The 26022-nt window shown below is 44.5% G+C and carries 26 protein-coding genes and 1 other annotated feature; all 26 genes read right to left on the bottom strand.

What is annotated here, in order from left to right; translation table 11 throughout:
* Positions 1-117 precede the first annotated feature (117 nt).
* The 26 genes from pyrR to ACFQ2J_RS02600 all read right to left on the bottom strand — a co-directional run bounded on the left by pyrR (position 118) and on the right by ACFQ2J_RS02600 (position 25936).
* Positions 118-663, bottom strand: a complete 546-nt coding sequence (gene pyrR / locus ACFQ2J_RS02725) for a bifunctional pyr operon transcriptional regulator/uracil phosphoribosyltransferase PyrR (RefSeq protein ID WP_386056353.1) — start codon at positions 661-663, stop codon at positions 118-120.
* 179 nt (positions 664-842) lie between these two features.
* Entirely contained in the window at positions 843-1751 is a 909-nt protein-coding gene (locus tag ACFQ2J_RS02720) for an RluA family pseudouridine synthase (RefSeq protein ID WP_386056351.1), read from the bottom strand.
* The gene (gene lspA, locus ACFQ2J_RS02715) at positions 1748-2221 is read right to left on the bottom strand and encodes a signal peptidase II (RefSeq protein WP_386056349.1); all 474 of its coding nucleotides are present in this window, start codon (positions 2219-2221) and stop codon (positions 1748-1750) included. Before lspA ends, ACFQ2J_RS02720 begins: the two co-directional genes overlap by 4 nt.
* A 212-nt stretch (positions 2222-2433) precedes the next feature.
* Positions 2434-5190 carry an isoleucine--tRNA ligase gene (gene ileS, locus ACFQ2J_RS02710; protein WP_386056348.1) on the bottom strand — a complete coding sequence of 919 codons (2757 nt, stop codon included), beginning with the start codon at positions 5188-5190 and terminating at the stop codon, positions 2434-2436.
* A gap of 65 nt (positions 5191-5255) precedes the next feature.
* Positions 5256-5479: a binding site (T-box leader), on the bottom strand.
* A gap of 58 nt (positions 5480-5537) precedes the next feature.
* A complete protein-coding gene (locus ACFQ2J_RS02705) occupies positions 5538-6053 on the bottom strand; it encodes a DivIVA domain-containing protein (protein WP_386056346.1) in 516 nt (171 codons plus the stop codon).
* A 91-nt stretch (positions 6054-6144) separates the two neighbouring features.
* Positions 6145-6924 (bottom strand): YlmH family RNA-binding protein, encoded by a 780-nt coding sequence (locus ACFQ2J_RS02700; RefSeq protein WP_386056344.1) that lies wholly within the window; start codon positions 6922-6924, stop codon positions 6145-6147.
* Between the two features lie 101 nt (positions 6925-7025).
* On the bottom strand, positions 7026-7295 hold the full coding sequence (locus tag ACFQ2J_RS02695; RefSeq protein ID WP_386056342.1) for a YggT family protein: 270 nt from the start codon (positions 7293-7295) through the stop codon (positions 7026-7028).
* Positions 7296-7299: 4 nt separating this feature from the next.
* Positions 7300-7755, bottom strand: coding sequence for a cell division protein SepF (locus ACFQ2J_RS02690; RefSeq protein ID WP_386056341.1), 456 nt, complete (start codon positions 7753-7755; stop codon positions 7300-7302).
* 16 nt (positions 7756-7771) lie between these two features.
* Positions 7772-8449, bottom strand: coding sequence for a YggS family pyridoxal phosphate-dependent enzyme (locus ACFQ2J_RS02685; RefSeq protein WP_386056339.1), 678 nt, complete (start codon positions 8447-8449; stop codon positions 7772-7774).
* A gap of 16 nt (positions 8450-8465) precedes the next feature.
* On the bottom strand, positions 8466-9275 hold the full coding sequence (gene pgeF, locus ACFQ2J_RS02680) for a peptidoglycan editing factor PgeF (protein WP_386056338.1): 810 nt from the start codon (positions 9273-9275) through the stop codon (positions 8466-8468).
* Positions 9276-9337: 62 nt separating this feature from the next.
* A complete protein-coding gene (locus ACFQ2J_RS02675) occupies positions 9338-9604 on the bottom strand; it encodes a YlmC/YmxH family sporulation protein (RefSeq protein WP_386056336.1) in 267 nt (88 codons plus the stop codon).
* A gap of 120 nt (positions 9605-9724) precedes the next feature.
* Positions 9725-10531: an RNA polymerase sporulation sigma factor SigG gene (gene sigG / locus ACFQ2J_RS02670; RefSeq protein ID WP_386056334.1), complete on the bottom strand. Its 807-nt coding sequence runs from the start codon at positions 10529-10531 to the stop codon at positions 9725-9727.
* Between the two features lie 87 nt (positions 10532-10618).
* Positions 10619-11338, bottom strand: a complete 720-nt coding sequence (sigE, locus tag ACFQ2J_RS02665; protein WP_386056332.1) for an RNA polymerase sporulation sigma factor SigE — start codon at positions 11336-11338, stop codon at positions 10619-10621.
* Positions 11339-11357: 19 nt separating this feature from the next.
* The gene (gene spoIIGA, locus ACFQ2J_RS02660) at positions 11358-12269 is read right to left on the bottom strand and encodes a sigma-E processing peptidase SpoIIGA (RefSeq protein WP_386056330.1); all 912 of its coding nucleotides are present in this window, start codon (positions 12267-12269) and stop codon (positions 11358-11360) included.
* Positions 12270-12886: 617 nt separating this feature from the next.
* The gene (gene ftsZ, locus ACFQ2J_RS02655) at positions 12887-14044 is read right to left on the bottom strand and encodes a cell division protein FtsZ (RefSeq protein ID WP_386056328.1); all 1158 of its coding nucleotides are present in this window, start codon (positions 14042-14044) and stop codon (positions 12887-12889) included.
* Positions 14045-14118: 74 nt separating this feature from the next.
* Positions 14119-15405: a cell division protein FtsA gene (ftsA, locus tag ACFQ2J_RS02650; RefSeq protein WP_386056326.1), complete on the bottom strand. Its 1287-nt coding sequence runs from the start codon at positions 15403-15405 to the stop codon at positions 14119-14121.
* 182 nt (positions 15406-15587) lie between these two features.
* Complete coding sequence (locus tag ACFQ2J_RS02645; RefSeq protein ID WP_386056324.1) at positions 15588-15956, bottom strand: small basic family protein; 369 nt, start codon at positions 15954-15956, stop codon at positions 15588-15590.
* Positions 15956-16681 (bottom strand): DUF881 domain-containing protein, encoded by a 726-nt coding sequence (locus ACFQ2J_RS02640; RefSeq protein ID WP_386056323.1) that lies wholly within the window; start codon positions 16679-16681, stop codon positions 15956-15958. Before ACFQ2J_RS02640 ends, ACFQ2J_RS02645 begins: the two co-directional genes overlap by 1 nt.
* Before the next feature lie 4 nt (positions 16682-16685).
* Positions 16686-17387, bottom strand: a complete 702-nt coding sequence (locus tag ACFQ2J_RS02635) for a DUF881 domain-containing protein (protein ID WP_386056322.1) — start codon at positions 17385-17387, stop codon at positions 16686-16688.
* Entirely contained in the window at positions 17371-18183 is an 813-nt protein-coding gene (locus tag ACFQ2J_RS02630; RefSeq protein ID WP_386056320.1) for a cell division protein FtsQ/DivIB, read from the bottom strand. Before ACFQ2J_RS02630 ends, ACFQ2J_RS02635 begins: the two co-directional genes overlap by 17 nt.
* A gap of 145 nt (positions 18184-18328) precedes the next feature.
* Positions 18329-19234 (bottom strand): UDP-N-acetylmuramate dehydrogenase, encoded by a 906-nt coding sequence (gene murB / locus ACFQ2J_RS02625; protein WP_386056318.1) that lies wholly within the window; start codon positions 19232-19234, stop codon positions 18329-18331.
* A 338-nt stretch (positions 19235-19572) separates the two neighbouring features.
* On the bottom strand, positions 19573-20655 hold the full coding sequence (gene spoVE / locus ACFQ2J_RS02620; RefSeq protein WP_386058314.1) for a stage V sporulation protein E: 1083 nt from the start codon (positions 20653-20655) through the stop codon (positions 19573-19575).
* 86 nt (positions 20656-20741) lie between these two features.
* Positions 20742-22088, bottom strand: a complete 1347-nt coding sequence (gene murD / locus ACFQ2J_RS02615) for a UDP-N-acetylmuramoyl-L-alanine--D-glutamate ligase (protein WP_386056317.1) — start codon at positions 22086-22088, stop codon at positions 20742-20744.
* Positions 22085-23071, bottom strand: a complete 987-nt coding sequence (mraY, locus tag ACFQ2J_RS02610) for a phospho-N-acetylmuramoyl-pentapeptide-transferase (protein ID WP_386056315.1) — start codon at positions 23069-23071, stop codon at positions 22085-22087. Before mraY ends, murD begins: the two co-directional genes overlap by 4 nt.
* 37 nt (positions 23072-23108) lie before the next feature.
* The gene (locus tag ACFQ2J_RS02605) at positions 23109-24464 is read right to left on the bottom strand and encodes a UDP-N-acetylmuramoyl-tripeptide--D-alanyl-D-alanine ligase (protein ID WP_386056313.1); all 1356 of its coding nucleotides are present in this window, start codon (positions 24462-24464) and stop codon (positions 23109-23111) included.
* A complete protein-coding gene (locus ACFQ2J_RS02600; RefSeq protein ID WP_386056311.1) occupies positions 24464-25936 on the bottom strand; it encodes a UDP-N-acetylmuramoyl-L-alanyl-D-glutamate--2,6-diaminopimelate ligase in 1473 nt (490 codons plus the stop codon). The genes ACFQ2J_RS02605 and ACFQ2J_RS02600 overlap by 1 nt, the downstream gene beginning before the upstream one ends.
* Between the last annotated feature and the right edge of the window lie 86 nt (positions 25937-26022).

The following is a 26022-nucleotide window of genomic DNA, read 5'->3' as shown; positions in this document are numbered from 1 at the left end:
AATCTGCATAAAAAAACCTCTTTGCTTGAAAGTTCGCAAAGAGGTGCACGGATCCCTTAAGGGTCCGCTGCAGATTTACGACCTTTCAAGCCTCTCTGGACTTAGTTAAAGGTGTAGCTATTCATTTATGAAAATTTCAACTTCATCCTGTTGATCCATTTCAGATACATTCACTGTAATAATTTCATCCATGGAAGTAGGAACGTTTTTCCCTACATAGTCAGCCCGGATCGGCAGTTCCCGATGACCTCGGTCTACCAGGACAGCCAGCTGAATCTGTGATGGTCTGCCATGATCCATCAGTGCATCCATTGCGGCACGCACTGTCCGGCCAGTGTATAATACATCATCGACGAGAATCACTTTTTTCCCATCGATATCAGCTTCAATGTTCGTTTCCTTGATTTCAGGATCCTGCAAGCCTTGTTTCTTCGTCAGGTCATCCCTGTATAAGGTGATGTCCAACTCTCCTATCGGTAGGTTGATTCCTTCGATATCATTGATACGCTTTTTCAATCGATGAGCCAAAGGTACGCCTCTTGATTTGATGCCGACAAGGATCAGATCATCGACACCTTTATTCTTCTCGATGATTTCGTGTGATACACGTGTCAACGCTCTTCTTATCGCAGCTTCATCTAGAACAGTAGCTTTTTTCTTCACTTTGTCACACCTCCGGCACAATTCATTTCGAACAATAAAAAACCCTTTTTCCGCATGAGGGCAGAAAAAGGGTAGGATTATCCTAATAATCAGGTCCGATTCCTTCTCAGCCTCACGGGACTGTTCTTAAAGGTCATATTCAATTCTTTTAATGATTATCACAGATGATTAAAGATATGTCAACTGCGTTTTTTCAAAAGGTCCAGCATTTCGACAAAATCGTTTGGAGGAGCCACTTCAAAACGGAGCTCTTCCCCTGTACGAGGGTGGATGAATCCTAGCGTCTTGGCATGAAGCGCCTGGCCTTCAATCGGAAGCGTCTTCCGAGGGCCGTATTTCGGATCTCCTGCCAAAGGGTGGTTGATATATTTCATATGGACGCGAATCTGATGGGTACGCCCTGTTTCAAGTACGCATTCAACATGAGTGAAGTCTTTAAAGAGTTCCAATACTTTGAAATGGGTGACGGAAGGTTTACCATTTTCAACGACCGCCATCGACTGACGATCTTTCTGGTCCCTTCCGATAGGCGCATCAATTGTCCCATATTCATGCGAAATCTCTCCATGAACGATCGCCTCATATTCCCGCTTGATCGTCTTGTCGGACAATTGCTCTCCAAGTGAGTGGTGTGCTTTGTCGTTTTTTGCGACCATCAGCAGTCCGCTCGTATCTTTATCGATACGGTGGACAATACCGGGACGTTCCACTCCATTGATCCCTGAGAGATCGTCACAATGGTGAAGCAGTGCATTGACAAGTGTACCGCTTGGATGGCCGACAGATGGATGGACGACCATTCCACGCGGCTTATTGACGACGATGACATCCTCATCTTCATATACGATATCAAGTGGAATATCCTCCGCTTTGATTTCCAATGGTTCAGGTTCCGGGATCTCCCACTCGATGGTATCCCCTTCCTGGACTTTGTACTTGTTCTTGACCGTTTCGCCGGAAACAGTCAGATGACCATCTTTTATCCATGATTGAACCTGACTTCTCGAAGCGTCTGATTCAATCTCGGACATCAATTTATCGATTCTTGTACCTGCTTGTTCGGATGTTACTTGATAAGTTTCTTTCACTGCATGCTACTTCCTTTCTTTTTCCGCTCATCGATGAATGATGCTATCAGCACGAGGATCACACCGATGAACAGAGACGAATCCGCTATATTGAAAATCGGATAATCATAATTGAAGATGATGAAATCAAAAAAGTCCACGACCTCTTTACGGAAAAGCCGGTCGATGAAATTACCAATCGCGCCCGCCAGCAGCAATGCTAATGCAGTGGCTGTATAGCGGCTCTGCTTACCATATGTCTGCATATAATAGATCAGTACGCCGATGACAATCACAGTGATCAGATAAAAGAATGTCATCTGGCCTTGCAGGATCCCCCAAGCTGCCCCTGGATTACGGTGGGAGGTCAATGAAAAGAACCCTTCAATGATCGTAATACTTTCTCCATAAGTCATGTTTTTTACTACAAGCCATTTCGTCCATTGATCAAGTATGATGACCAGAACGGATAAGCTATAAAACCGAATCATAAGGCATCCTCCATCTACATTATTCCATAAAGCATTGTACCATAAATTTCTTCTAAGAACGAAAATGTCCTTCAATCAGGTCCTCTTAATAAACACATTAGAAAAACTTGGCTTGTCGCCAGTCACTAATGGAGAAAGCCTTAGTTTTTTCTTAACTTTCTTAAAGTAGAAAAAAATCGTGCAAGGAACTGTTCCTTGCACGATTTTTCCATTTATCCTTCGTAATGTTCTTTGACGACTGTTGCACATCGTACGCACAGTTCTGGGTGATCGCTGTCGGATCCGACATCGTCGGACGCTACCCAGCAGCGTTCACATTTCTCACCATCGTGTTTTTCTACTAGTACATCGATGTGATCATAGGATTTTGTTCCTTCTTTTGCATCGGTCACATGAGCCTCAGATACGATCAGCAATTGATGCAAATGCTCGAACCCTTCAAGCAGATTACGTGTCGCATCATTTTTAGGAACGATCGTCACTCTTGCTTCCAGTGATTTACCGATGACCTTTTCATTACGTGCTTTTTCCAATGCTTTCAGGACATCGTCACGCACTTCCATGAAGTGATCCCATTTCTCTTTCAAACCGTCCGTTCCATCGACAGCTTTGACTTCCGGCATATCCGTCAGTTGGACACTCTCCGCTTCCACTCCAGGAATGTAACTCCACACCTCATCCGTTGTATGAGGGATGATCGGTGAAAGAAGTTTCACCATCGATGTGAGAATCTCATAATAGACAGTCTGGATACTTCTTCTGCGCGGATGATCCGGCGCTTCGATATAAAGGATATCCTTAGCGAAATCCAGATAGAATGAGCTTAAGTCGATCGCACAGAAGTTATGAACTTCATGATAGATGGAACTGAATTCATAAGCTTCGTACGAGTCCCTGACATTTTTGATGACTTCCTGAAGGCGGACCTTCATGTAGCGATCCACTTCTTCAAGCTTTTCATCGGATACCGTATGCACAGCAGGATCGAAATCATGCAGATTCCCCAGTAAGAATCGGAACGTGTTACGGATTTTACGGTAAACTTCAGATACTTGTTTAAGAATATCATCTGACACTCTTACATCCGCTTGATAGTCTGCACTAGCCACCCATAGACGGATGATATCTGCACCAAGCTGCTTCATCACCTTTTCAGGAAGGATGACGTTACCGATCGATTTACTCATTTTTCTACCTTCGCCGTCCAGTGTGAACCCATGGCTCAGAATCCCTTTGAATGGTGCTTTTCCTGTTACAGCGACAGATGTGGAAAGGGATGAGTTGAACCATCCTCGATATTGGTCGGAGCCTTCAAGGTAAAGATCTGCAGGGCGCTGCAAATCTGGACGCTGGTGAAGGACCGCCTGATGGGAAGATCCGGAATCGAACCATACATCCATGATGTCTTCTTCCTTCGTGAACGTTCCGTTCGGGCTGTGTTCGGAAGTGAAACCTTCAGGAAGCAGGTCCTTTGCTTCCCGTTCGAACCATACGTTCGATCCGTGTTCACGGAATAGATCCGAAACATGCTGGATCGTTTCATCTGTGATGATCGGAGTGCCGTCTTCTCCATAGAATACCGGAATCGGTACACCCCATGTACGCTGACGGGAGATACACCAATCTTCACGGTCACGGACCATGTTATACAGACGCGTTTCTCCCCATTTCGGAACCCACTTTACATTTTTGATTTCATCCAGCAATGTATCGCGGAAATCCTTGATGGATGCGAACCACTGGTCCGTCGCACGGAAAATGGTCGGTTTCTTCGTTCTCCAGTCATGCGGGTAGGAGTGTGTGATGAATTCCAGCTTTACAAGTGCGCCGACTTCCTGGAGCTTTTCTGTGATCGGTTTGTTAGCAGCATCATAGAATTGTCCTTCATAGCCAGGAGCTTCTTCTGTGAATACCCCTTTTTCATCTACTGGGCAAAGGACATCAAGATCATATTTCTTACCGACCCAGAAGTCATCTTCCCCGTGTCCAGGGGCAGTATGGACACAACCTGTTCCACCTTCCACAGTTACGTGATCCCCAAGGATTACGAGTGACTCACGGTCATACAGTGGGTGCTTCGTCGTGATATATTCTGCTTCTTTTCCTTTGAACGTCTTGACTACCTGAGGGTTTTCCCAGCCAATCTTTTCAGCGACATCGTCCAACAGATCTTCAGCTACTACGAATTTATCTTCTCCTGCTTCAACCACTACATAATTGTAGGCAGGATTTAATGCAATTCCCATGTTGGAAGGAATCGTCCAAGGGGTCGTCGTCCAGATGACGAACTTCTCTCCACCTTCAAGCAGCTCTTTGCCATCTTTGACTTCGAATGCTACATAGATGGATGGAGAACGTTTATCCTGGTACTCAATTTCTGCTTCCGCAAGTGCGGACTCAGAAGAAGGTGACCAGTAAACAGGCTTCAAGCCTTTATAGATGTAACCTTGTTTGGCCATTTCACCGAATACTTTGATCTGTTCAGCCTCATAGTCCTTATTCAAGGTTACGTAAGGATTATCCCAGTCCCCGCGAACTCCAAGCCGCTTGAACTCGCTGCGCTGATTATCCAGCTGCCCCATCGCGTACTCGGCACATTTCTGACGGAACTCTGCAACCGTCATTTTTTTGCGGTCGAACTTTTTCTTCTTTGTCAAAGCCGTTTCAATCGGAAGACCATGTGTGTCCCAACCAGGAACATAGGGAGCATTGTAGCCTGACATCGATTTGTAGCGGACAATGAAGTCTTTCAGAGATTTATTCAACGCATGGCCCATGTGCAATGCGCCGTTCGCATATGGAGGTCCATCATGCAATACGAAGAACGGACGGTCCTTCGTACGTTCTTGCACTTTTCCATAGATATCCATTTCGTCCCACTGCTTCTGCATATCAGGCTCTCGATTCGGAAGATTTCCACGCATCGGGAAATCCGTTTTCGGCATAAGTAATGTCTCTTTATAATTCACTTCAATTTCCTCCTCTTTTCAACTACCATTGACTCAATACAATAAAAAAAGCCTTCTTCATCCCAAAAAGGGACGAGAAAGCTCGCGGTACCACCCTTATAGAAAATCCGATAGCAGATTTCCCACTCAGTTCATTCGTAACGTGAATCAAACGTCCATTTCTACTCATCGCTTTTCGAATGGAAACTCAAGGGTGATTTTCCAAAAGGGGCTGCTCCGGACTCGCACCATCTCCGGATCGCTCAAACTGCCAGGGGACCTTTCGTACTTTCCCTATCATTGTCTTGACTTCATTAAGATTTGTATAATTTCATGTTAATGAATTATATGTAATTTTACAAATGAAGTCAAGATTTATTTTCTACAAGCTCTTTTCTGAATGTGTCTTCATCCTCCATCTCCGTATCAAGCAAGTGGTCCCAATCTTCAGTCTGGATCATATCCAGCTGAGCTTCCACAAGCATACGGAGGCGGTTTTTGAAAACTTTCGCCTGCTTCTTCAATTCTTCGACTTCAATGGCAATACGGTGGGATCTCGTCAACGCTTCGTTAATGATGCGGTCTGCATTCTTTTCCGCTTCTTTCACGATCAGTTTGGATTCTTTCGTAGCGTTGTTTTTCACTTCTTCAGCGGTTTCCTGTGCAACAAGGATCGATTTATTCAATGTCGTTTCTATATTGGTGAAGTGTCCAAGGCGATCGTTTAGTTGATTGACTTGCTCTTCCAATCCCTTTTTCTCGCGGATTACCATCTCATAATCTTTGATGACCTGATCCAGAAACTCATTTACTTCGTCCTCATCATAGCCTCTGAAACCTCTGGTGAATTCTTTGTTATGGATATCAAGTGGTGTTAATGGCACACCGGCCACCTCCTCAGTATAGTCATATGAACATATATCTAGTACTTTAAATTTCGACAAAAAAAGGTCGATTCCTTCTTTCCACCTGATTTTATTTTAATTTCGAAGTGGTAATCCTGAATTTTTCCTTTTTTGTAGTTCCATGTACTTCCACCAATTTACTCCGACCTTTTTTACGGACGGATATCATATCACCCGATTCGAGCTGGAATGAAGTATCCTCGACTACGCGAAAGTTTACTTTCACGTGGCCCTTTTCAATCAGTAATCCGGCATTTTGTCGTGATATACGATAAATCTCTTTCACGATTACATCAAGCCGCAAAGACGAAACCGTAGTTTCTGCCGATTCCCAAACATCTGTACTTTGCAGCATCTGATCAAATGATTTCACTTCAAATTGGATGTTCGCTTTTTTAACACCGGTCATATTCATACGTATGTAATCAACAATATCACCAGTAGCTACGATCTGGATGACTCCATCCCGAACGATGAGATCTCCTACCTTTTTTCGTTTGATTCCCAGTGACATGAAAGCACCCAGGACGTCCCGGTGCGTCAAGGTGATGAATTTCTGGGGATAGACTGCTTCCAGGAGTACCAGGTCGAAGTCTTTCTCATCCACTGTTTCATAATAAGGAGCAAGAATGGCGCGTTTTCTTTCTGCACCTTTTCCCCCGAAAAAATCCAATGTAAAATCAGGGTGCTTTCCGATTACTGTTTTAAAGATTAATTGTTCTCTCGGATCGAGGAATTCGGTTAGCTTAGGGATGAAGCTTCTTTCCACTTCTGTTTGCCATGACAGAATCTGATCGATGAACGGCCGTTCCTCTTTTCTGAAATGTTGGTAGATATCCAATTTAATCACCTGCCAATCGTGGGGACGTTTTTCTGATCGCTATAAACTATGTGAAAATACAAATAGTAAAGCGTTGTGTAGGACACGCAGCTTTACTATCACAGTTTCTATCATATAGTCAAAAGCATGAAGTACAATTCTCTCAAGCCCATGGAAGCGAAATTCAATACGAGAATCGCTACCAGCGGCGAAATATCAATCATACCAAGAGGTGGGATGATTTTTCTGAACGGCTCCAGGAACGGTTCACAGATCCTGGCAAGGAATTGACCGATCGAGGATTCACGTGCACCCGGAAACCAGGACATGAGAATATATCCAATCAGTGCATAACTGTACAATTGAATTGCTGTAGATAAAATCTGAAATACTGCATCCATACGATTACCACCTTCTATCTAAATCGTCTTCCTCCACCATAGCTTCAGTAATAGATCCTGAAATTTCTACATTGTCTGGTGTACATAGGAAGGTTTGCATTCCTAGCTTCTGGATGTCTCCACCTATAGCATAAACGGTACCACTCAGAAAATCCACAATCCGCTTCGCCTGCTGGTGGTCGACACGCTGCAGATTGATAACGACCGCTTTACGGTTGACCAGATGATCCGCAATGTCCTGTGCTTCATTGTATGTCCTAGGTTCACACAGCATCATTTTGGAGGATGATTGGGCACTTTTCAGACTGACAATGTTCTGGGGCTTGCTTTGTTGCTGACTTTTTTTGCTTCTCTGAGCAGGGACTGCTTCTTCTTCATAGTTTTCTTCTACTTGTTCCTCTACGTATTCATACTCGTCATCCAATGTGAAAAACGACTTGAATTTATTTTTCATACTCAATGCGCCTCACCTCTTATTAAGATTCTTGTCCAACAAGGGCTGTCCCTATACGGATATGTGTCGCTCCTTCTTCGATGGCGATGACATAATCATTGCTCATGCCCATTGAAAGATACTTACACGGAGCGTGGGGTAACGATCGATCGCGGACCTTATCCCTCAATGCTCTCAGTTTGCGGAATACTCCCCTTAATTCCTCTTCATCGTCTATATGGGGGGCCATGGTCATCAGACCGGCTACTTCGATGCGGTCATAGGCTTCCAAAGCTTCGATGAACGCTTCAGCATCGTCAAGTGCAACCCCATGTTTGCTTTCTTCTCCACTCACATTCACCTGTACGAAGCATTCAATCTTTTTTGATGCGCGTTTTTGGATCTCTTTTGCCAATGATTTGCGATCGAGAGAATGCAGCATATGAATGTGATCGATAATATCTTTCACTTTGCGTGATTGCAGACTGCCGATGAAGTGCCAGTCCGCATCGCCACCGATTGCCTCAAACTTATCAAGAAATCCCTTCATTCGGTTTTCACCGAGATCCTTGATACCGGCTTCAAGTGCTTCCTTGGCTCGCTCGATTGAGACATACTTGGTTACTGCAATGATCGATATGTCTTCAGGACTACGATCACATGATTCGCATGCTTGTCGTATATTTTGTTGGATGTCTGCTAAATTACGTTCTACTGACATTACGATGCTCCTTACTTCAAGACCGCCATCCGATAAAACCGAGCATTCTTCCAGTCTTGCCCTGGTCACGGCGGTGAGAAAAGAATAAAGATCGTTCCTCATATGTACAATACGATGATGTAGCAATATTTTCACTTTTTATTCCCGCATCCATCAACAACAGTTCATTCAACCTTTTCAAGTCAAGCTGGTATTTCCCAGGCGACTGATTGCTTGCTGCAGCCTCTACATGCCTTTTGTCCACATGGTCGATTACATGCTGATCCACTTCGTACGCAGCTTTCCCAATGGAAGGTCCGATTGCAACCTTGATATCGTTTCGGTCGACACCTTGCTGCTCCAGCGCTTCCACCATTCGCTTTCCGATATCGTGGACGGTACCTTTCCACCCAGCGTGGGCAATTCCAATCCATCCACTATCCTTCGTCATGAAAAATAACGGAACACAATCGGCGTAGAATGCTGTAAGCATAACTCCTTTGTCGTTGGTCAGAATGCCATCAACTCCCTGAATGGACGTTGCATAATCCTTCGCACCTTTTCCACGGTCTTCCCTAGTGATTATCTTAACCTTAGAGCCGTGGACCTGCTCTCCTGATACCCAACTATCAAGCGGAAAATCAAGCAAAGATGCTAAATGCTGCCGATTCTTAAGGACGGTTTCTGGTTCATCCGGCACGTGCAGGCCAAGGTTCAGCTGGTAGAAAGGAGCTTCCCCGAAACCACCGTTCCGGGTAGTCATACCTGCTGTCAATCCTTGCAGTTCCTGCTCCCATTCTGGGAGGTGCAAGGTAGATTCAGTTCGCTGTCTAAATGGCTCTGTCATTTTACCACCTCAGTTTCCATTATTTTATCATAGAAACCGCCATTTTTCTTGTGAGATACGCATCATTCTATCATTTTTGTCGATTCAGGTGGACTTGCGAATGGTTTTTTCACTAAAATGACGTCGGTACCGATGTTGATGATTTGCTCCCAGGGGATGACAACCTCATCGTCTTTACCGAACAATCCCATCATTTTACCTTTCAGCGCAATCACCAATGCTTTTATTTTTCCCGTCTCGACATCAATGTCCAAATCCGTAATATGCCCCATCCGTTCCCCTGTTTCCAAAGCGATGATATCTTTCATTTGAAGTTCTGAAACCATCATACAGTATCACCTTCCTTTATTCCCATTCTATGCAGGAAACAGACATAACATGGACAATTGATGCAATTATTTCATTTTCAGACCAAATAAAATAGCGCACTTGTAAAAGTGCGCTGGATGTCATTCAAACATCGTAGTATTCATTTCTTTAATTGCTGCTTTTTCCAGCCGTGAGACTTGCGCCTGAGAGATGCCGATTTCTTCAGCGACTTCCATCTGGGTCTTTCCTTGGAAGAACCGCTTTGTCAAAATCATCTTTTCACGATCATTCAACCGCTTCATTCCTTCTCGTAACGAAAGTTCATCAAGCCAGACGGAGTCCTTATGTTTGTCATCTTTCAGTTGATCCATAACAAAGATCGGATCACCACCGTCGTTGTAGATCGGTTCAAATAAAGATACAGGGTCCTGGATCGCATCCATCGCAAACACTACATCTTCATGAGGTACGCCCATTTCCTTGGCGATTTCCGCCGGTGCTGGATCTTTCGACTTTTCACTGATCAATCGTTCCCTGACCTGCAATGCTTTATAAGCTGTATCACGCAATGATCTGGAAACCCGGATCGGGTTGTTGTCTCTCAGGTATCTGCGAATTTCTCCGATGATCATCGGTACCGCATAGGTGGAAAATTTCACGTTATGACTTAAGTCGAAATTGTCAATCGACTTCATCAGTCCGATACACCCTACTTGAAATAAGTCATCAACATACTCGCCACGATTGTTGAACCGTTGGATGACACTCAGTACAAGCCTCAGGTTGCCGTTGACCAGTTCTTCACGAGCGGAGCGGTCTCCTGCCTGCATCCGTTTAAACAACTTTCTCATCTCTTCATTTTTAAGTACTGGAAGCTTTGATGTATCGACACCACATATTTCAACTTTATGTCTTGTCACAGTTAACCCCCCCAGGATGCTATTCAAATTTCAGTATCTCCCCGGGGAGGGTTTTTATGCATCGGTCATTCATCGATCACTAATGCCGGAACAGACATAAATCGTCGAAAACCGCTACACCATCTTATTGAATTCACGTTTCAGACGCTTAATAATTTTTTTCTCGAGCCGGGAAATATAGGATTGGGAAATGCCAAGCAGATCCGCCACATCTTTTTGTGTCTTCTCCTCTTTACCAATCAGCCCGAACCTCAGCTCCATGATTTGTTTCTCCCGGTCATTCAGTTGTTCCAGCGCTTTTTTCAGAAGCCGCTTATCCACTTTATCTTCGATATCTTTAGTTATGATATCCTCATCCGTACCAAGTATATCCGAAAGGAGCAGTTCATTGCCGTCCCAATCGATATTCAAAGGTTCATCGAATGAAACTTCGGATTTGAGTTTATTACTTTTTCTAAGATGCATCAGGATTTCATTTTCGATACACCGGGAAGCGTATGTGGCCAATTTTATCTTTTTCTCAGGATTGAACGTATTGACTGCCTTGATCAGCCCGATGGTGCCGATACTGATCAGATCCTCGATATTCAAGCCCGTATTCTCGAACTTTCTGGCAATATAGACGACTAGCCGCAGGTTACGTTCAATCAGCATCGCGCGTGCAGCCTTATCCCCTTTCGGAAGGCGCTTGAGCAATTCTGCTTCTTCTTCCCTTGATAATGGTGGAGGCAGCGCTTCACTTCCCCCGATATAATAAACTTCGTTGCTCTTTATACCTAATTTTATTAATAGACGATAATACCAAATACGGAATTTGAACAGGACCCTCTTCATGGATGAACCCCTTTCTCCCTCAAGCTACTTTTCCTTTTTGTTTCATATGTGGGTGCAAAAGCACATGGTAACTGCCATCTGCGGTCATTTCTCCAAATTGGATACCTAATAAAGGCGACTGGACAAGAATCGATGTTCCTTCTGCCAGTGCACTTATCCCATCTACCCTCAATGTCAGCATCAATTGTCCCGATCCCTCTGCGCCTTGATAAGGTACAAAGGTGACCCGTTCCTGTAGCACACCAGGTAATTGATCAACTTGGAAGCTTTCCGAAACTTCCTTCAAAAGCTCCCAATCCCGTTCTTCTATAAGTCTTTTGAACACACTTTCATCCGCCAGGAATACAAGCTTTTTAGTCAACGGATCGATTAATTGATTCCCGCTGTCCACAAGCCCCTTGGATTCCACTTTCTTCCCTGCATATTCAATCACTACCGGATAAATCTCTTCATATTTCATTTTCAAAAGTGTAATGCGCTCCAGTCGTTCTCTTGTAAACCACCATGCGATGGGAAACCCTACCAAAACAAAAAACCAGCTGACCGGATCGCCGTAGCCACTATTAAACGTGACCATACCGTTTGCTGTAAGATTGACATTCGACTGAATGAAGTAATGGCTGCCGAACAATGCTCCACCAATTGCAAAAGTAATAAAATAAAAACTGACAAGATTGCGAAAAAACATACGTAAGGTCTGAAATTGGAATGCCGTTAGGATGATCACCACTGAAAAGAGCAATTTGCCTATAGGAGTTGAAAACAAAGTATCGGGGTAAAAAATTGTCAATGGGACGATAAGCGATGCTGTAAATGCCCCAACCATCAGACGTAAGAAGGAAGCGTTCGCTTTTGTTACAGCTTGTGTAAGGAAGAGAATCATTCCATCCAATAGAAAGTTGAGCATCCATACAGCATCAAGATAGATCATCACCTCTTTCTTCCTTTCTCTGCATTCCAATGATTGTTTACAAGTATAAACATGTCCGTATTCAAAGTCTGTCAATTCATGAGACAGGAAGGGAACTATTTTTAGCACCTTTTGTCGCTGAGTGAACCACTTTTAACAAACCGATTTTTTGTCAAAGTGGGGCAGAGGGGAACGGTTCGCTTTCCGCGGGCGCGCAGTGAGCCTCCTCGGGCTTCCGCCCTGTGGGGTCTCACCAGGCACTTTCTTCCCGCTGGAGTCTTCCCATTCCCCTCTGCCCTTGCCACAAATAGACATACTTTCTTACTTATGTTTTTAAGAAAGTGCAAAAAGTGAATGACCTCCACCATTTTTATAAATTAGCAGAGTGAAATCTATGATAAATAACAGTTAAGTGAGCGTTCATATAAACACAGGGACTGGCTTGGGAACTGCGAGACTCCCGCGGGAAAAGGAGCTAGGCTAGACCCCGGAAGGCGTAGCCTGAGGAGGCTTGCCAGGTTCCCCGCAGGAAAGCGAGTGGTTTCCAAGCCAGTCCTCCACTCTCTTATATAACGCCCAATAATAAACAAAAAAACCTTATGAGCTTATTGCCCATAAGGTTTTTGTATAATCAGATATTATCTTCTTCTGTTGCGGTTTCTCAGGAATGTTGGGATATCGAGTGTATCTTCTTCCTGGTTGCCTTTTTGATGGCTTGGCATTTCGTTACGCTGTGGTTCTTCGCGTTTTCTTTCCGTAGGCTGGATGCCTCCACCTAGCTGGCTGCCTCCCATTTGTCCCATCTGAGGGCGCTGCTGCTTCGGCTTAGCCTGGTTCAACTGTGCTTCATCGAAACCAGTTGCAATTACAGTTACGACAATCTCGTCCTTCAGGTTCTCATTGATTACAGAACCGAAGATGACGTTCACTTCTTGGTCTGCCGCAGAAGTCACGATGTCAGCAGCTTCCTGTACCTCATAAAGGCTCAGGTTGGCTCCGCCCGTGATATTCATAAGCACACCATGTGCACCATCGATGGATGCTTCCAGCAATGGTGAGGAAATTGCTTTCTTTGCTGCTTCTACTGCTCTGCTTTCTCCAGTAGCAATACCGATTCCCATCAATGCGGAACCTTTGTCCATCATGATCGTTTTGACGTCAGCAAAGTCAACGTTGATCAGTCCAGGTGTTGCAATCAAGTCCGAGATACCTTGGACACCTTGACGAAGGACGTTATCCGCTTCGCGGAACGCTTCCAGCATAGGCGTGTTCTTGTCGACGATCTCCAATAGACGATCATTCGGGATGACAATCAATGTATCTACATTGCTCTTCAGTGCATCTGTTCCACCTGCAGCCTGCACAGAACGTTTTCTACCTTCAAATGTGAATGGACGTGTTACGACACCTACTGTCAATGCGCCAAGTTCTTTAGCAACCTGAGCGATTACAGGGGCAGCTCCTGTACCAGTTCCACCACCCATACCAGCAGTTACGAATACCATATCCGCACCCTGCAGTACTTCTTCCAATTGTTCCTTACTTTCTTCGGCTGCTTTACGGCCTACTTCAGGATTTGCACCTGCTCCAAGACCACGTGTAAGCTTGCCTCCGATTTGCATCTTCGTTTCCGCTTTGGAAAGGTTCAATGCCTGCGCATCCGTGTTGACAGCAATGAACTCAACACCCTGCACTCCGTGTTCAATCATTCGGTTTACGGCGTTGCTTCCGCCACCGCCTACCCCGATGACTTTTATCGTTGCCAGTTGATCCATGTTCGTATCGAAATCTAACATCTTCCGTTCCTCCAATTCAAAAGATTACAAGATTTATGCTAATTTCCGTTCGTTGCTCATGAAGGGAACGCTGTTCAATCAAAAAAGTACTTGAGCAGATTGGATAATCCACCCTCTTTTTTGCCCTCATTCTTTTCCTCTTCTTGTTCCTGTGGCTTTGAAACCCTTTTCTGCTTCTTAGGTTTCGGCCTGTCCTCCATCGTAACAGACGGGAAAATCTCTTTTCCTTGTATTTTCGCATTACGATAAGCGAATTGCAAGATACCTACTCCGCTAGTAAACTGCGGTTCTCTTACTCCGATATAATCCGGTATCGCCAATCTTACATTCGCATGGAAGATATCCTGTGCCAGTTCCATCACTCCAGGCATGCTCATCGAGCCGCCAGTCAGGACGAACCCTCCAGGCAAATCTTTCACTCCCATACGGTGAATCTCCTGTGCAGCAAACAAGAAAATTTCTTCCAATCTAGCTTCAATCATATCAGATAACTGCAATTGATTGAATGTCTGCTTGCGATTACTACCGATTATTGTAACATCAAATTGCTCTTCTTCTCTTGCATCATCAAAAAATGCATGTCCATGCTCCAATTTGATTTCTTCGGCTTCTTCCGTCGAAGTACGCAATCCGATCGACAGATCTTTTGTAAGATTGTCTCCTCCCAGCGCCACCATGCTTGTACCTTTCAGGTGACCATCTTCAAAGACAGAGATTGTTGTGCTTCCCCCACCTACATCAATAAGGGCAACTCCTAAGTTACGTTCATCACTGGACAATGCAATCGTGCCTGCTGCCAGTGGCTGAAGGCAGATATCCAACACCTGCAATTGAGCTCTTTCTACACATTTGAGGATGTTATGTAGAACTGTTCTGGAACATGTAATGATGGTTCCTTCCATTTCTAGTCTTACGCCAATCATTCCTCTTGGATCAGTGATCTCATCCTGACCATCTACAATGAATTGTTCTGGAATGACATCGATGATTTCCCGTTCAGGTGGGATGGAGACCACTTGAGCTGCATCGATTACACGCTTGATATCTTCATTGCCGATTTCTCTGTCTTCACTTGAAACTGCAACCACTCCATGGCATTGCTGCAGTTGAATATGGTTCCCATTCACACCAACGACCACTCGATCTATCTTCATATCTACCATTCGCTCTGCTTGTTCTACAGCCGTCCGGATCGATTGTACAGTTTGATCGATATCGACGATGGCCCCTTTTTTCAGGCCATTGGATTTAGCTGTACCAACCCCGATGATGTTCAAGGAGTCATTCAGCACTTCACCAATGATTACTTTTATTTTTGTCGTACCTATATCTAAACTTACTAATATCTCATTCTGATTCAAAAGTGACGCACCTCCTGCAATTAGGCATATTAGTTCAAATATTATCGGATTAGAGTGGATAAGACAATGGATTTCCCATTTCGTAAATAGATTGATATATTGTGTAGTACTTTCCACTCATATCTTACGTTATTGAAATGCAAGTATTGTTTTCACTTCCACAGGGAACAGTCATATTCCTCTTAATTTGACGTATTTTTTTTCATTTTTCTTGTGATCATTTTCTGATCGATCAAATGCCTGCGGATAATTGCAATATTCTGGAATAATCTCACCCCGAATGCGAACACCGCGGCAAGATAAAGATCCACTCCAAGCTGCACACCTAAAAATGCGAGGAAAGCTGCTAACAATACATTGAAAAAGAAACCAGTGATGAATACCAAATCATTGAACTTCTTTTCCATCTGGGCTCTTATCCCACCTAACAGCGTATCAAATGCAGCGAGGACAGCGATGGATAAATAGTTGGCGTATTCGTCCGGTACTCTAATGTCCGTCAATAGTCCAAGCGAGATCCCTATGATCAGAAAAGCGATCGGCAACCACATTATATTTCATCTCTTTCTTCAGCATTTTTGGCTTCCAGTATTTCAAGATTCAGTGAATCTTCGTACTTAGGGAGTACGATCTCCCGAGCAATTTCTGCATTCATGCCTAAACTGTCAATCGCGAACATATCTCTCGCTTCACTTACTTGGACATAGTCGAGCATCTTTTTTGGATTGTTTGCGATAACGGTTATTTCCAAAGGTAAGTCATTAAGTGGCCGGTTATTCACATAAGTGGCCCCATTGACATTCCGTATCGGGGTCAGGTTGGTCACCCGCTCATTCCCGATTGCAATTCCTTTGGCTCCATAAGTATTCAACTCATTGATCAATCGGCTCAGCAATTCGGGGGTGACTTCCGGATAAGTCTGCGGTGCCTCACCAAAATCCTGAAAAATCGGTTCAATTGTGATTGTGATGCCGTTACCAGTCATTTCGGTAAGTCCGGCTTTATCTTCAAGTTTATCAATCGATTTCTTGAGCGTCTCCACTTGTTCCTTTTCAGCCTTCACTTCATAATCCTGCAGTACCCGGTCTGCTTCCGCAATTTTTTCAAGCAATTCCCGTTGATTCTTCTGCTGACTTTGCAATTCTTCTCTTATCTCCCACTTATCCCTCGTATCTCTCGTTTCAGGTATGGATGTCGTTGTCTGAAATTGAATCGCAACCATGAAGCCGGCAATTCCGAAGACAATGGAAATCATCCACTTACTTTGCGTATTCATTCAATCATCCTTCTCCACTCAATCTTGCATTCATCTCAATGCTAGGTGAAGTATCCAGCTCAACCTCAATATTTTCACTGACGAGTTGATCAATGACGCCGTGTTTCAATGTCAGGCTGGATTGGAGAACTTCCGGATCCCCGATTGCCGTCACGACGAACGGGGCTGGATGCTGCACACCATCCACAGAGATGACTGGACCGATGCAAGCAATATAACTGTTACTGAAGTACCTTTGTCCATTGATAGCTATCGCTTTTGCTCCCGCGCTTTTGAGTTCATTGATGACCTTATGGATGTGTGGTTCATGGACGATATAGTTATTTACATTCTCTTCATCAGGAATGTAATCTGCATCACGCAGCACCACTTCCACCCCAGGACCTTTAACGGGAATTTCTCCGGTAAGAAGCTGAAGATCCTTCTTCCGTTCAACATAGTCTGCAATGACATCTTCACTTTCAGCCAACTGACTTTCATAGGTCTGGATTTCTTCAAGACGCTCTTCCAGTTCCGTTCTCAATTGCTTATTCCGCTCCTCGATATCAAGCAGCTGCTTTCTATAATAGAATTCTTTTTCCCAGGAACGGTCTTGAAGTTGTACCACCCGGGATTCCGATTCCGTCTGCGAATAGCTGTATGCAATCAAAAAGCCGGCAACAAGCAGAACAAGGGCCAATATGACATGCTTACCCCTGACCTTCATCAGTACTCTCCTCTTCATTTGCCTCATCCTCAGGCGCTTCTGTGCCTGGATATGCTTCAAAATATGCACCTACATCGATGTGGATGATGCCTCTATCGTCAGGTCCCAGCTGAGAGACGATGGATGGATAGGCAAGGATCTTTTCAGAAAAATTCCTGATCGTCCCCAGCACCTCATACCCATCTGTCATGTACAGCCTGATCTGATATGGGTTTTCGTCTGTCGGTTCCCAATAGATTTCGGATATCATACTTGCGATGCTGCCCGGTAACTGCTGGAGCTCTTTTGACATCCCTTCCAAATATGTAGGTTTATTGAAATCGATCAACAATGGTGCATCCCCTGAAGGTGACTTCAACTGATAGCTGTCCAGCCGTTCACCATTTTCTAAAATCGGATAGTAGCTACCATCGACTTTCACGTAACCTACCCGCTCATATTCATCGACATTGATTTCAATCGTGCCTGGCAATTTGCGATCCACAGATGCCGCTGCAATTTCAGGGTGTACATTGACAAGCTCAGCTACCGCATCTTTATCCACTTTCCAGAAGTTATCTTCCTTGGTGACATGACTCATATCAATGAGCTTCTGATCGGAAACATGGGTATTGCCTACGATGGAAACATCTCTCACATGACTGAGTGGGGATTGCAAATATACGACGATTGCAACGAGAAAGAACAAAATCGTCAAATAAAAGATCAGCCGGATGTTCGCCCTCCGTTTTCGTGCTTGCTTCAGCTTAGGAATACGATCCTCCAGAGAGACTATATTTTTCTTCTCTTCGATCATTTAGACTTCCCCTTGTCCTTTAAGTCAATTATTTATCAGCCAAGGGCTTGTCCAATTAAAAAAGTAATCGGGCAAGCCTTGTTTTGCTTCTATTTTCATAATCGATTATATCACAATAAAACGCCTGTGAGTGCGCGTCTGAACCTTAATTTGAAACAATTTCCACTTCTGTTTCGATCTTGATTTGCTTTTCTTTCCAAATCGTATCTTTCACATGCTGAATCAATGCCATGACATCTTCATAAGAAGCGTCTGCTGTATTCACGATGAAATTTGCATGAAGCTCGGAAATTTGCGCGTCCCCGATTTTATGGCCCTTCAATCCGACTTCCTCCACCAATTTACCAGCATATTCAGGAAGTGGGTTACGGAAGATGCTTCCCGCACAAGGATGTGACCACGGCTGGGTTTCTCTGCGGTAGTCTTTGAATTTCTGAATTTCTGCAACGATCTCTTCTTTGCTGCCTGGATTCAATTCAAAAACCGCCTCTAAACAATAACCTTTACGTTCATTTTGAAGCACAGAAGTACGATATGAGAATTTCATTTCATCTTTGGTCAACCATTCCATCGTTCCATCTTCAAATAGAATGTGTGCTTTGACTAGTATTTCGGATATATCAGATCCGTGCGCGCCAGCATTCATATAAACCGCACCACCGACACTTCCGGGGATACCTCCTGCAAATTCCAGCCCGCCAAGCCCTTTTCTGCTCATGATCATCGCAAGTTTGATCATTGGATAGCCTGCGCCGACTTGGATCGTATTTCCGTCTTCTTCAAGATGGTCCAGTCCAGGGCCCAGCTTTACAACCGCACCGCGAATTCCTTCATCAGGGATGAGAAGATTGGAACCTCTCCCAATTATACGTACCGACAATCCATGATCTTTGACGATCTGTAGCGTCTTTTTAAGATTTTCTATCGAGTCAGGCTCTATGAATAAATCCGCAGGGCCACCGATCTTGATCGTCGTATGTTTTTTTAATGGTTCATTCAATTTCACTTTACCAATCTGCTGTTCTTCTAATTGTTGTTTAATCTTTTCCACAAAAGCTTCCTCCTTACAACCTATATCAACCAACCCGTATGGTGTTACCCGGGTGAATGAGTTAATAAACCTTCTCTACCTATAGTTTATCACGTTATCTCCCATTTTGTGACCACACTTCTTAAAATCTAAACCGTTTCATGAGGCATTTGTTGCATCAACCATCCTAACTGATGGAATATCCAATTTGAAGTGTAAATCAAAGCATAATAGCATTCGAACTGCTGGCACTCCTGAAAATGGTATGTAGAGAACGAAAAAATGCCGCAGCTATGCATGTTTACATAGTACGGCATCGCACCCTCATAAGTGGCTGTATTAAAATCATTCATTCTTTTCTAAATTTTTGCATACCTGCTTATGCTTAGAAGAATTCCGACAGAACAGAGTGTCAATGTCAATGAAGAACCTCCATAGCTCAAAAACGGCAAGGTGATCCCTGTGACCGGTATCAGGCCTGTGACGACACTGATATTGATCATCACCTGGATGGAAATCATCCCTACGATTCCAAGTGCCAGCAGACTCCCATAAAGGTCTGGTGCATAAATTGCCACACGAATTCCTCTCCAAAGTACAAGGAGGAAAAGGAGTAGGACGAAGGCTCCACCGATAAAGCCGAGCTCTTCTGCGAGAATTGCAAAGATGAAATCATTTTGCGGCTCAGGAAGGTAATAGAATTTCTGCAGGCTTTGTCCTAATCCCATCCCCATCAACCCACCTGGGCCGATGGCATATAACGATTGGATGATTTGAAATCCGCTTCCCAATGGGTCTTCCCACGGATTGAGAAAGGCGGTAATCCTTTTCATCCGATAAGGCGCAGAAGCGATCAGGACAACAAAACCCACCAGACCGATCAAGCCAAGTGACACGAAATGCGCCCATCTTGCGCCGGATACAAAGATCATCAACATACACGTCCCCACGAGGACAACACCGGTTCCTAAGTCTGGTTGGAGCATGATCAGCATAAAAGCGACCATGACCAGTGACAGAGCAGGAAGAAACCCTTTTTGGAATGATTGGATATGTTTTTGTTTTTCCGATAAGAATTTAGCAAGAAAGACGATCAGACCAAGTTTCATAAATTCTGAGGGCTGAATGCTGAATGCACCAACACCAATCCAGCTCTGTGCTCCACCCCGCTCCAGTCCTATTCCAGGAATCAAAACTGCAATTAGAAGAATGAAACAGACTATAAGAAGCTTCTTGCTGTGATGGCGCCATGTCATATATGGCAGGCGTGCCAGCACGAACATCGCAATCACTCCAACAACCGCAAACAGAAGTTGGCGCTTTGCAAAAAAGAAGGAATCATTGAATTTGTATTCTGCCCAAATGCTTGAAGAACTGTACACCATGATTACCCCGATGGTCAGAAGTGACAAAATCGCGATCACGAGTGTAAGGTCAGGCATGATATTGGGTTTGCTGTTTTTCTGTAACAAAAAGCCCCTCCTCCAATCAAGTTGGATTACGGGGCTTCCTTTGACAGAACAAGCCCCTACTTCAGCTTATGCACAGCTTGGACAAACATATGACCTCTATCTTCAAAAGTCTTATATTGGTCCCAGCTCGCACATGCAGGAGATAGCAAGATGACATCGCCTGCTTCAGACAGCTTGTACGACATCAGGGCTGCTTGTTCTACATTATCAACTTTTTCAATCGTATCTATACCTGCTTTCCTACCGGCATCCTTGATCTTTTCAGCTGTTTCACCAAAGACGACAAGCGCTTTTACATGATCAAGATACGGGATCAATTCATCGAACCCGTTCCCTCTGTCAAGACCTCCGGCGAGAAGGATGACTGGCTGCTCGAACGCTCGAAGCGCTTTGGAGGTAGCCAGGATATTAGTCGCTTTCGAATCATTGTAAAACAATCGATCATTGAATTTCGAAACGAATTGAAGGCGGTGAGGCACTCCGGTAAATGTCGTCAGTATGTTCCGGATCCCTTCCGTCGATGCGCCTGCTAATTTGGAAGCAGCGATTGCAGCGAGAATATTCTCCAGGTTATGATCGCCGACAAGTACGATTTCACTTCGCTCCAGGATTGGTTCATCGTTGAAGTAAACAGTACCTCCCTCGACGTATGCCCCTTCCACCTTTCTAGTAACAGAAAAAGGAACCAGTGTACCATTTGCATTACCGATGAAACGTTCAATCACAGGATCATCCGCATTATAGACAAGAAAGTCGCCTTCTGACTGATTCATGAATATCCTTGCTTTCGCTTCCTGATAATTTTCAAGCGTCTTATGATAATCCAGATGCGCTTCGAAAATATTCAATAAGACGGAAATATTCGGTCGGAAGCTTTCAATCCCAAGCAATTGAAAGCTGGACAGTTCAACTACGAGTGTATCATCGTGGGTCGTCTCTCTTGCCACTTCTACAGCAACTTCTCCGATATTACCAGCTATCCTTGAGCGGCATTCGCTTGCATCAAGCATGGCATCGATCAGTGTGGTCGTCGTCGTTTTTCCATTCGACCCAGTGATGGCTACCACCGGTCCTTCATGGAGCATACCTGCCAATTCAATTTCTGTAATGATTGGAATGTCTTTTTCCATTGCTGCTTCAACCATTGGATTTTCATACGGAATTCCAGGATTTTTGACGACAAGATCGATGCCGTCAAGTGCAGACGATGGGTGGCTCCCTAGGATAAGTTCAGCTCCCCGCTCTTCTAATGAGCGCACAGCCGGGTCTTCCTTTGTCGCCTTCCAATCATTGATACGGACCGGAATTCCGCTATCCAGTAATAAATCAGCAGCAGCTGTACCGCTTTTAGCAAGCCCTAGTACGAGCACGCGGCGGTAAGGAAATTGTTGTAATGTTTTCAACCTAACCACACCTCAATATATACTCCCAGTACGGCGAAAATCAGGCCTACCGTCCAGAAAGTGGTTACCACTCGCCACTCGGACCAGCCCTTCAGCTCGTAATGGTGATGTAATGGACTCATCTTAAAGACGCGCTTTCCTGTTGTTTTAAAGGAAATGACCTGAATGATGACAGATAATGTTTCGATGACGAACACTCCACCGATAATGATCAACAGGATTTCAAGCTTCGTCAATATAGCCACGATGGCAATTGCTCCACCAAGTGCAAGTGAGCCCGTGTCGCCCATGAACACCTTCGCCGGGTGAGCATTGAACACAAGAAAGCCCAACAGCGCACCTACGATCGCCAGGGCAAAAATGGTGATTTCAAATTGAGGGCTTCCACTCCATGCAAGAATTGCAAAGGCACCGAATGCCAGTGCTGCTGTACCAGCAAGCAGGCCGTCCAGCCCATCTGTCAGGTTCACCGCATTTGAAGAACCGACGAGCATGAACAGAATCAACAGTGCGTATCCCCATCCGAGATCGATTTGGATGTCTGTAGCTGGTATTCCGATATATGTAGGAAAACCATGCGTTCTTAAGATCAAATACGTCACGATCGCAATGATGATCTGGCCAAGCATTTTCTGTTTCGATGTAAGCCCAAGGTTACGTTTCATCACTACTTTGATGAAATCATCCAAAAATCCGATCAACCCGTATCCGATCAAGACAAATAATAGCAAGAATACTTCGAAGCTTACCGGTTCCGGATTGAATTTCGTCGCCATGATCAGCGTCGTAATGCTCACTGCAAGCAGGACCATCACACCGCCCATCGTCGGTGTCCCTGATTTTTTCTGATGGGATTTCGGTCCCTCTTCCCTTATGCTCTGACCAAACTTCAAACGTCTTAAAAAAGGAATGATGATTGGTGATATAAGGACGGTGATTAAAAAAGATATAGTCATTGTTATTAGTAGTACATAGTCATTCATAATTATCGTTCCTCCTCTGCTGCAACTTCCCGTCCAATCAAGATTCTGTCAAAGTTTCCAGTAATGTCTCCAGCCGTACACCCCTGGATGCTTTAAGCAGGATGACTGTATCATCTCTTAGTTCATCTGTCAGTTTATCGGCAAGCGTCTGCTTATCGGTGTAATGTGTAGCCTGGATTGATGGATTCTGATGAAGCACCGCTTTCGTAATTTCATCCGCATCGTTTCCGAAGGTATAGATGGCATCAATTTCATCGTTGACAGCATCTGCAACTTTTCGGTGCAGGTCCTTTGAGAATTCACCTAATTCATAGATGTCACCCAATACCAGCACTTTTCTGGTTTTTTCCTTCATCTGCTTGATGACCTCGATTACCGCTTTCATCGAAGTGGGTGAAGCATTATACGTATCATTGATGATCAGGGAACCATTTTTCCCTTCCACTCGTTCGAAGCGCATGCCAGTCACTTTACTCTGATCCAACCCTTGTTGAATTGCTTCTTCTGATACACCCATCAACTTAGCAGCGGTAATTGCAAATGATGCATTCAACACATTATGTGCACCTGCCAATGGAAGCTGGTAGGCACGGCCATCTATTGTAAAACTGCTAGACTGATCAGACAGTTCCATATCCTTGATTACATTACGATTCTCTTCTCCGAATCCACACGGCCAATTTTCCGAAACATCATGTTCCTCACTCAAAAGGGCTTCATCGCCATCAAAAATCAACGGACCACGCAGTCCAGCTTTGATTTCAAGCTTTGCTTTAGCAATCCCCTCTCGGGAGCCCAAGTATTCAATATGAGATTCTCCAATGTTTGTAATGATCGCGAAATCAGGACGAGCAAGGTTACTTAACGTTTCAATTTCACCAAAACTGCTCATTCCCATTTCGAGCACTACCACTTCGGTCTCTTCAGGCATGGCGAATAACGTCAACGGAAGCCCGATATGGTTATTGTGATTTCCTTCTGTTTTATGCGTTTTGTAGGTTGTAGAGAGCACCGACGCCACTAGATCCTTCGTCGTCGTCTTCCCATTTGAGCCGGTTACGGCTACAACTTTAGGTGAAACCTTCTGAAGATAGAACCCTGCCATTTGCTGTAATCCAAGGGTCGTATCCTCTACAAGGAACAGAGGGAAGTCTGTCGGGACATAGGCAGGAACCTTTTTATCCTTTTGCCACAGTGCTCCGATTGCACCGTTTTCGATCGCCTTTTTTAAAAAGTCATGCGCATCGAAATTCTCTCCGACAATCGGTACAAACAGACTTTGATCATGAACGCGACGTGAATCAGTCATGATCGATTTGACCGGAATGCTGTCCTTATGTTCTCCTCTGGCTTCAGTGAATAATTGATTCAATTCATTTATTGTAAAAAGCATCAGCGATTCTCCTTTAAACGTGTCAAAAGTTCTCGAGCGACTTCCCGATCATCGAAGTCGAACCGTTGGCCGTTCACTTCCTGGTATGTTTCATGACCTTTCCCAGCAATCAACACCATATCCCCCGGTTCAGCATTGGTAATCGCTGTTTCAATCGCCTCTTTACGGTTGGTGATCCTTTGGTAGCCCCCATCAAGGTGTTCCACCATATCATCGAGAATCTGCTCGGGGTCTTCACTTCTCGGATTATCGGAAGTGAAAATAGGCCGATCTCCATATTTAACAGCTACTTCTGCCATCAATGGGCGCTTGGTCCGGTCGCGATCTCCACCACATCCGACGACGACCCATACATTTCCACGGCAAAATTCCTGCATCGTAACAAGAACATTCCTCAATGAATCAGGGGTATGTGCGTAATCTACTACTACGCCGTATTGCTGCCCTTCCATCACTGGCTCGAACCTTCCCCTGACACCAGTAGAATTCTCCAATGCCTGCTTTATTGTGGTGATGGGTATGCCAGATGTCAATGCCGCGCCAGCAGCAGCCAGCATATTGTAAACGTTGAATTTCCCCATCAATTTACTTTCGATGGCCGCCTCGCCATAAGGCGTAACCATATTAAATGAGGACCCCTTTTCATGCAGATGGATATCCTTTGCTTTAATTGCAGCATTAGAATGGATTCCATAAGTGAGCACTGGCTGTGCGGTACTCTTGATCAAAGCATCAGCTGCATCATCATCCAAATTGATGACTGCGCATTTGTCATTTTCCAAAACAAAACTGTTCCCAAGCTGGGCAAACAGTAACGACTTTGCATGAAGATAATCTTCCATACTCTCGTGATAATCGAGGTGGTCCTGTGATAAATTCGTAAAGACTGCAACGTTGAAATCACAGCCATGGACCCGTCCCTTATCCAAGGCATGCGAAGATACCTCCATAATTGCAGTGTCCACTTGCTCCTTCTGCATTTGATGGAAGCTTCGCTGTAAGAATAATGAGTCCGGTGTCGTATTCTTCACTTCATAGACAGCATTATTGATTTTCATCTGAATTGTACCAATCAATCCGGTGCGTTTGCTTTCTGCCTGAAAAATCTCTTCCAGCAGATAACTGATGGACGTCTTCCCGTTTGTTCCTGTAATACCGATCAATTGCAACGATTTGGTTGGATGGCCGAAGAACGAACCGGCCACTGCCGCCATCGCCCGATGAGAATCTGGGACAATGATGACAGGGACAGATACGTCCAGTTCCCTTTCTGCCAGAACCGCTACGGCTCCCTGACCCACTGCCTGGTGAACGAAATCGTGTCCGTCAAAATGTTCTCCAGGGAGACAGATGAACAGATCACCAGGCTTCACTGCCCTCGAATCCATTGTCATGTCGGTTATTTCCATATGTTCGATTGCTTTTGTTGACTGATAAAATGGTATATGATTCAATACTTCTTTCAATCTCATGACTATCATCCTAACTTATATGCACATTCTTCACTATTATAGCAAAAGTTTTTCATCCAAACGATGAGGAATCGATACTATTTACT

Origin of the sequence: Thalassobacillus hwangdonensis (assembly GCF_042675915.1) — a bacterium.
Taxonomy (GTDB): Bacteria; Bacillota; Bacilli; order Bacillales; family Halobacillaceae; genus Thalassobacillus_A; species Thalassobacillus_A hwangdonensis.
Note: the sequence above shows the minus strand (reverse complement) of the source record. Positions and strands in the feature narration are given on the sequence as shown.

Coding starts and splice junctions, on each gene's coding strand:
- mraY (WP_386056315.1), bottom strand. CDS start 23,071: ATGAATGACTATGTACTACTAATAACAATGACTATATCTTTTTTAATC.
- ACFQ2J_RS02630 (WP_386056320.1), bottom strand. CDS start 18,183: ATGATCGAAGAGAAGAAAAATATAGTCTCTCTGGAGGATCGTATTCCT.
- pgeF (WP_386056338.1), bottom strand. CDS start 9,275: ATGACAGAGCCATTTAGACAGCGAACTGAATCTACCTTGCACCTCCCA.
- ftsZ (WP_386056328.1), bottom strand. CDS start 14,044: ATGTTAGATTTCGATACGAACATGGATCAACTGGCAACGATAAAAGTC.
- ACFQ2J_RS02645 (WP_386056324.1), bottom strand. CDS start 15,956: ATGTGGTTGCCGATCGCTTTTCTGATCATAGGGATCTCGCTTGGACTA.
- ACFQ2J_RS02635 (WP_386056322.1), bottom strand. CDS start 17,387: ATGAAGGTCAGGGGTAAGCATGTCATATTGGCCCTTGTTCTGCTTGTT.
- spoVE (WP_386058314.1), bottom strand. CDS start 20,655: ATGCCTGACCTTACACTCGTGATCGCGATTTTGTCACTTCTGACCATC.
- ACFQ2J_RS02605 (WP_386056313.1), bottom strand. CDS start 24,464: ATGCTTTTTACAATAAATGAATTGAATCAATTATTCACTGAAGCCAGA.
- ACFQ2J_RS02640 (WP_386056323.1), bottom strand. CDS start 16,681: ATGAATACGCAAAGTAAGTGGATGATTTCCATTGTCTTCGGAATTGCC.
- ACFQ2J_RS02600 (WP_386056311.1), bottom strand. CDS start 25,936: ATGAGATTGAAAGAAGTATTGAATCATATACCATTTTATCAGTCAACA.
- ACFQ2J_RS02685 (WP_386056339.1), bottom strand. CDS start 8,449: ATGTCAGTAGAACGTAATTTAGCAGACATCCAACAAAATATACGACAA.
- ACFQ2J_RS02695 (WP_386056342.1), bottom strand. CDS start 7,295: ATGGATGCAGTATTTCAGATTTTATCTACAGCAATTCAATTGTACAGT.
- ACFQ2J_RS02675 (WP_386056336.1), bottom strand. CDS start 9,604: ATGATGGTTTCAGAACTTCAAATGAAAGATATCATCGCTTTGGAAACA.
- lspA (WP_386056349.1), bottom strand. CDS start 2,221: ATGATTCGGTTTTATAGCTTATCCGTTCTGGTCATCATACTTGATCAA.
- sigE (WP_386056332.1), bottom strand. CDS start 11,338: ATGAAGAGGGTCCTGTTCAAATTCCGTATTTGGTATTATCGTCTATTA.
- spoIIGA (WP_386056330.1), bottom strand. CDS start 12,269: ATGATCTATCTTGATGCTGTATGGATGCTCAACTTTCTATTGGATGGA.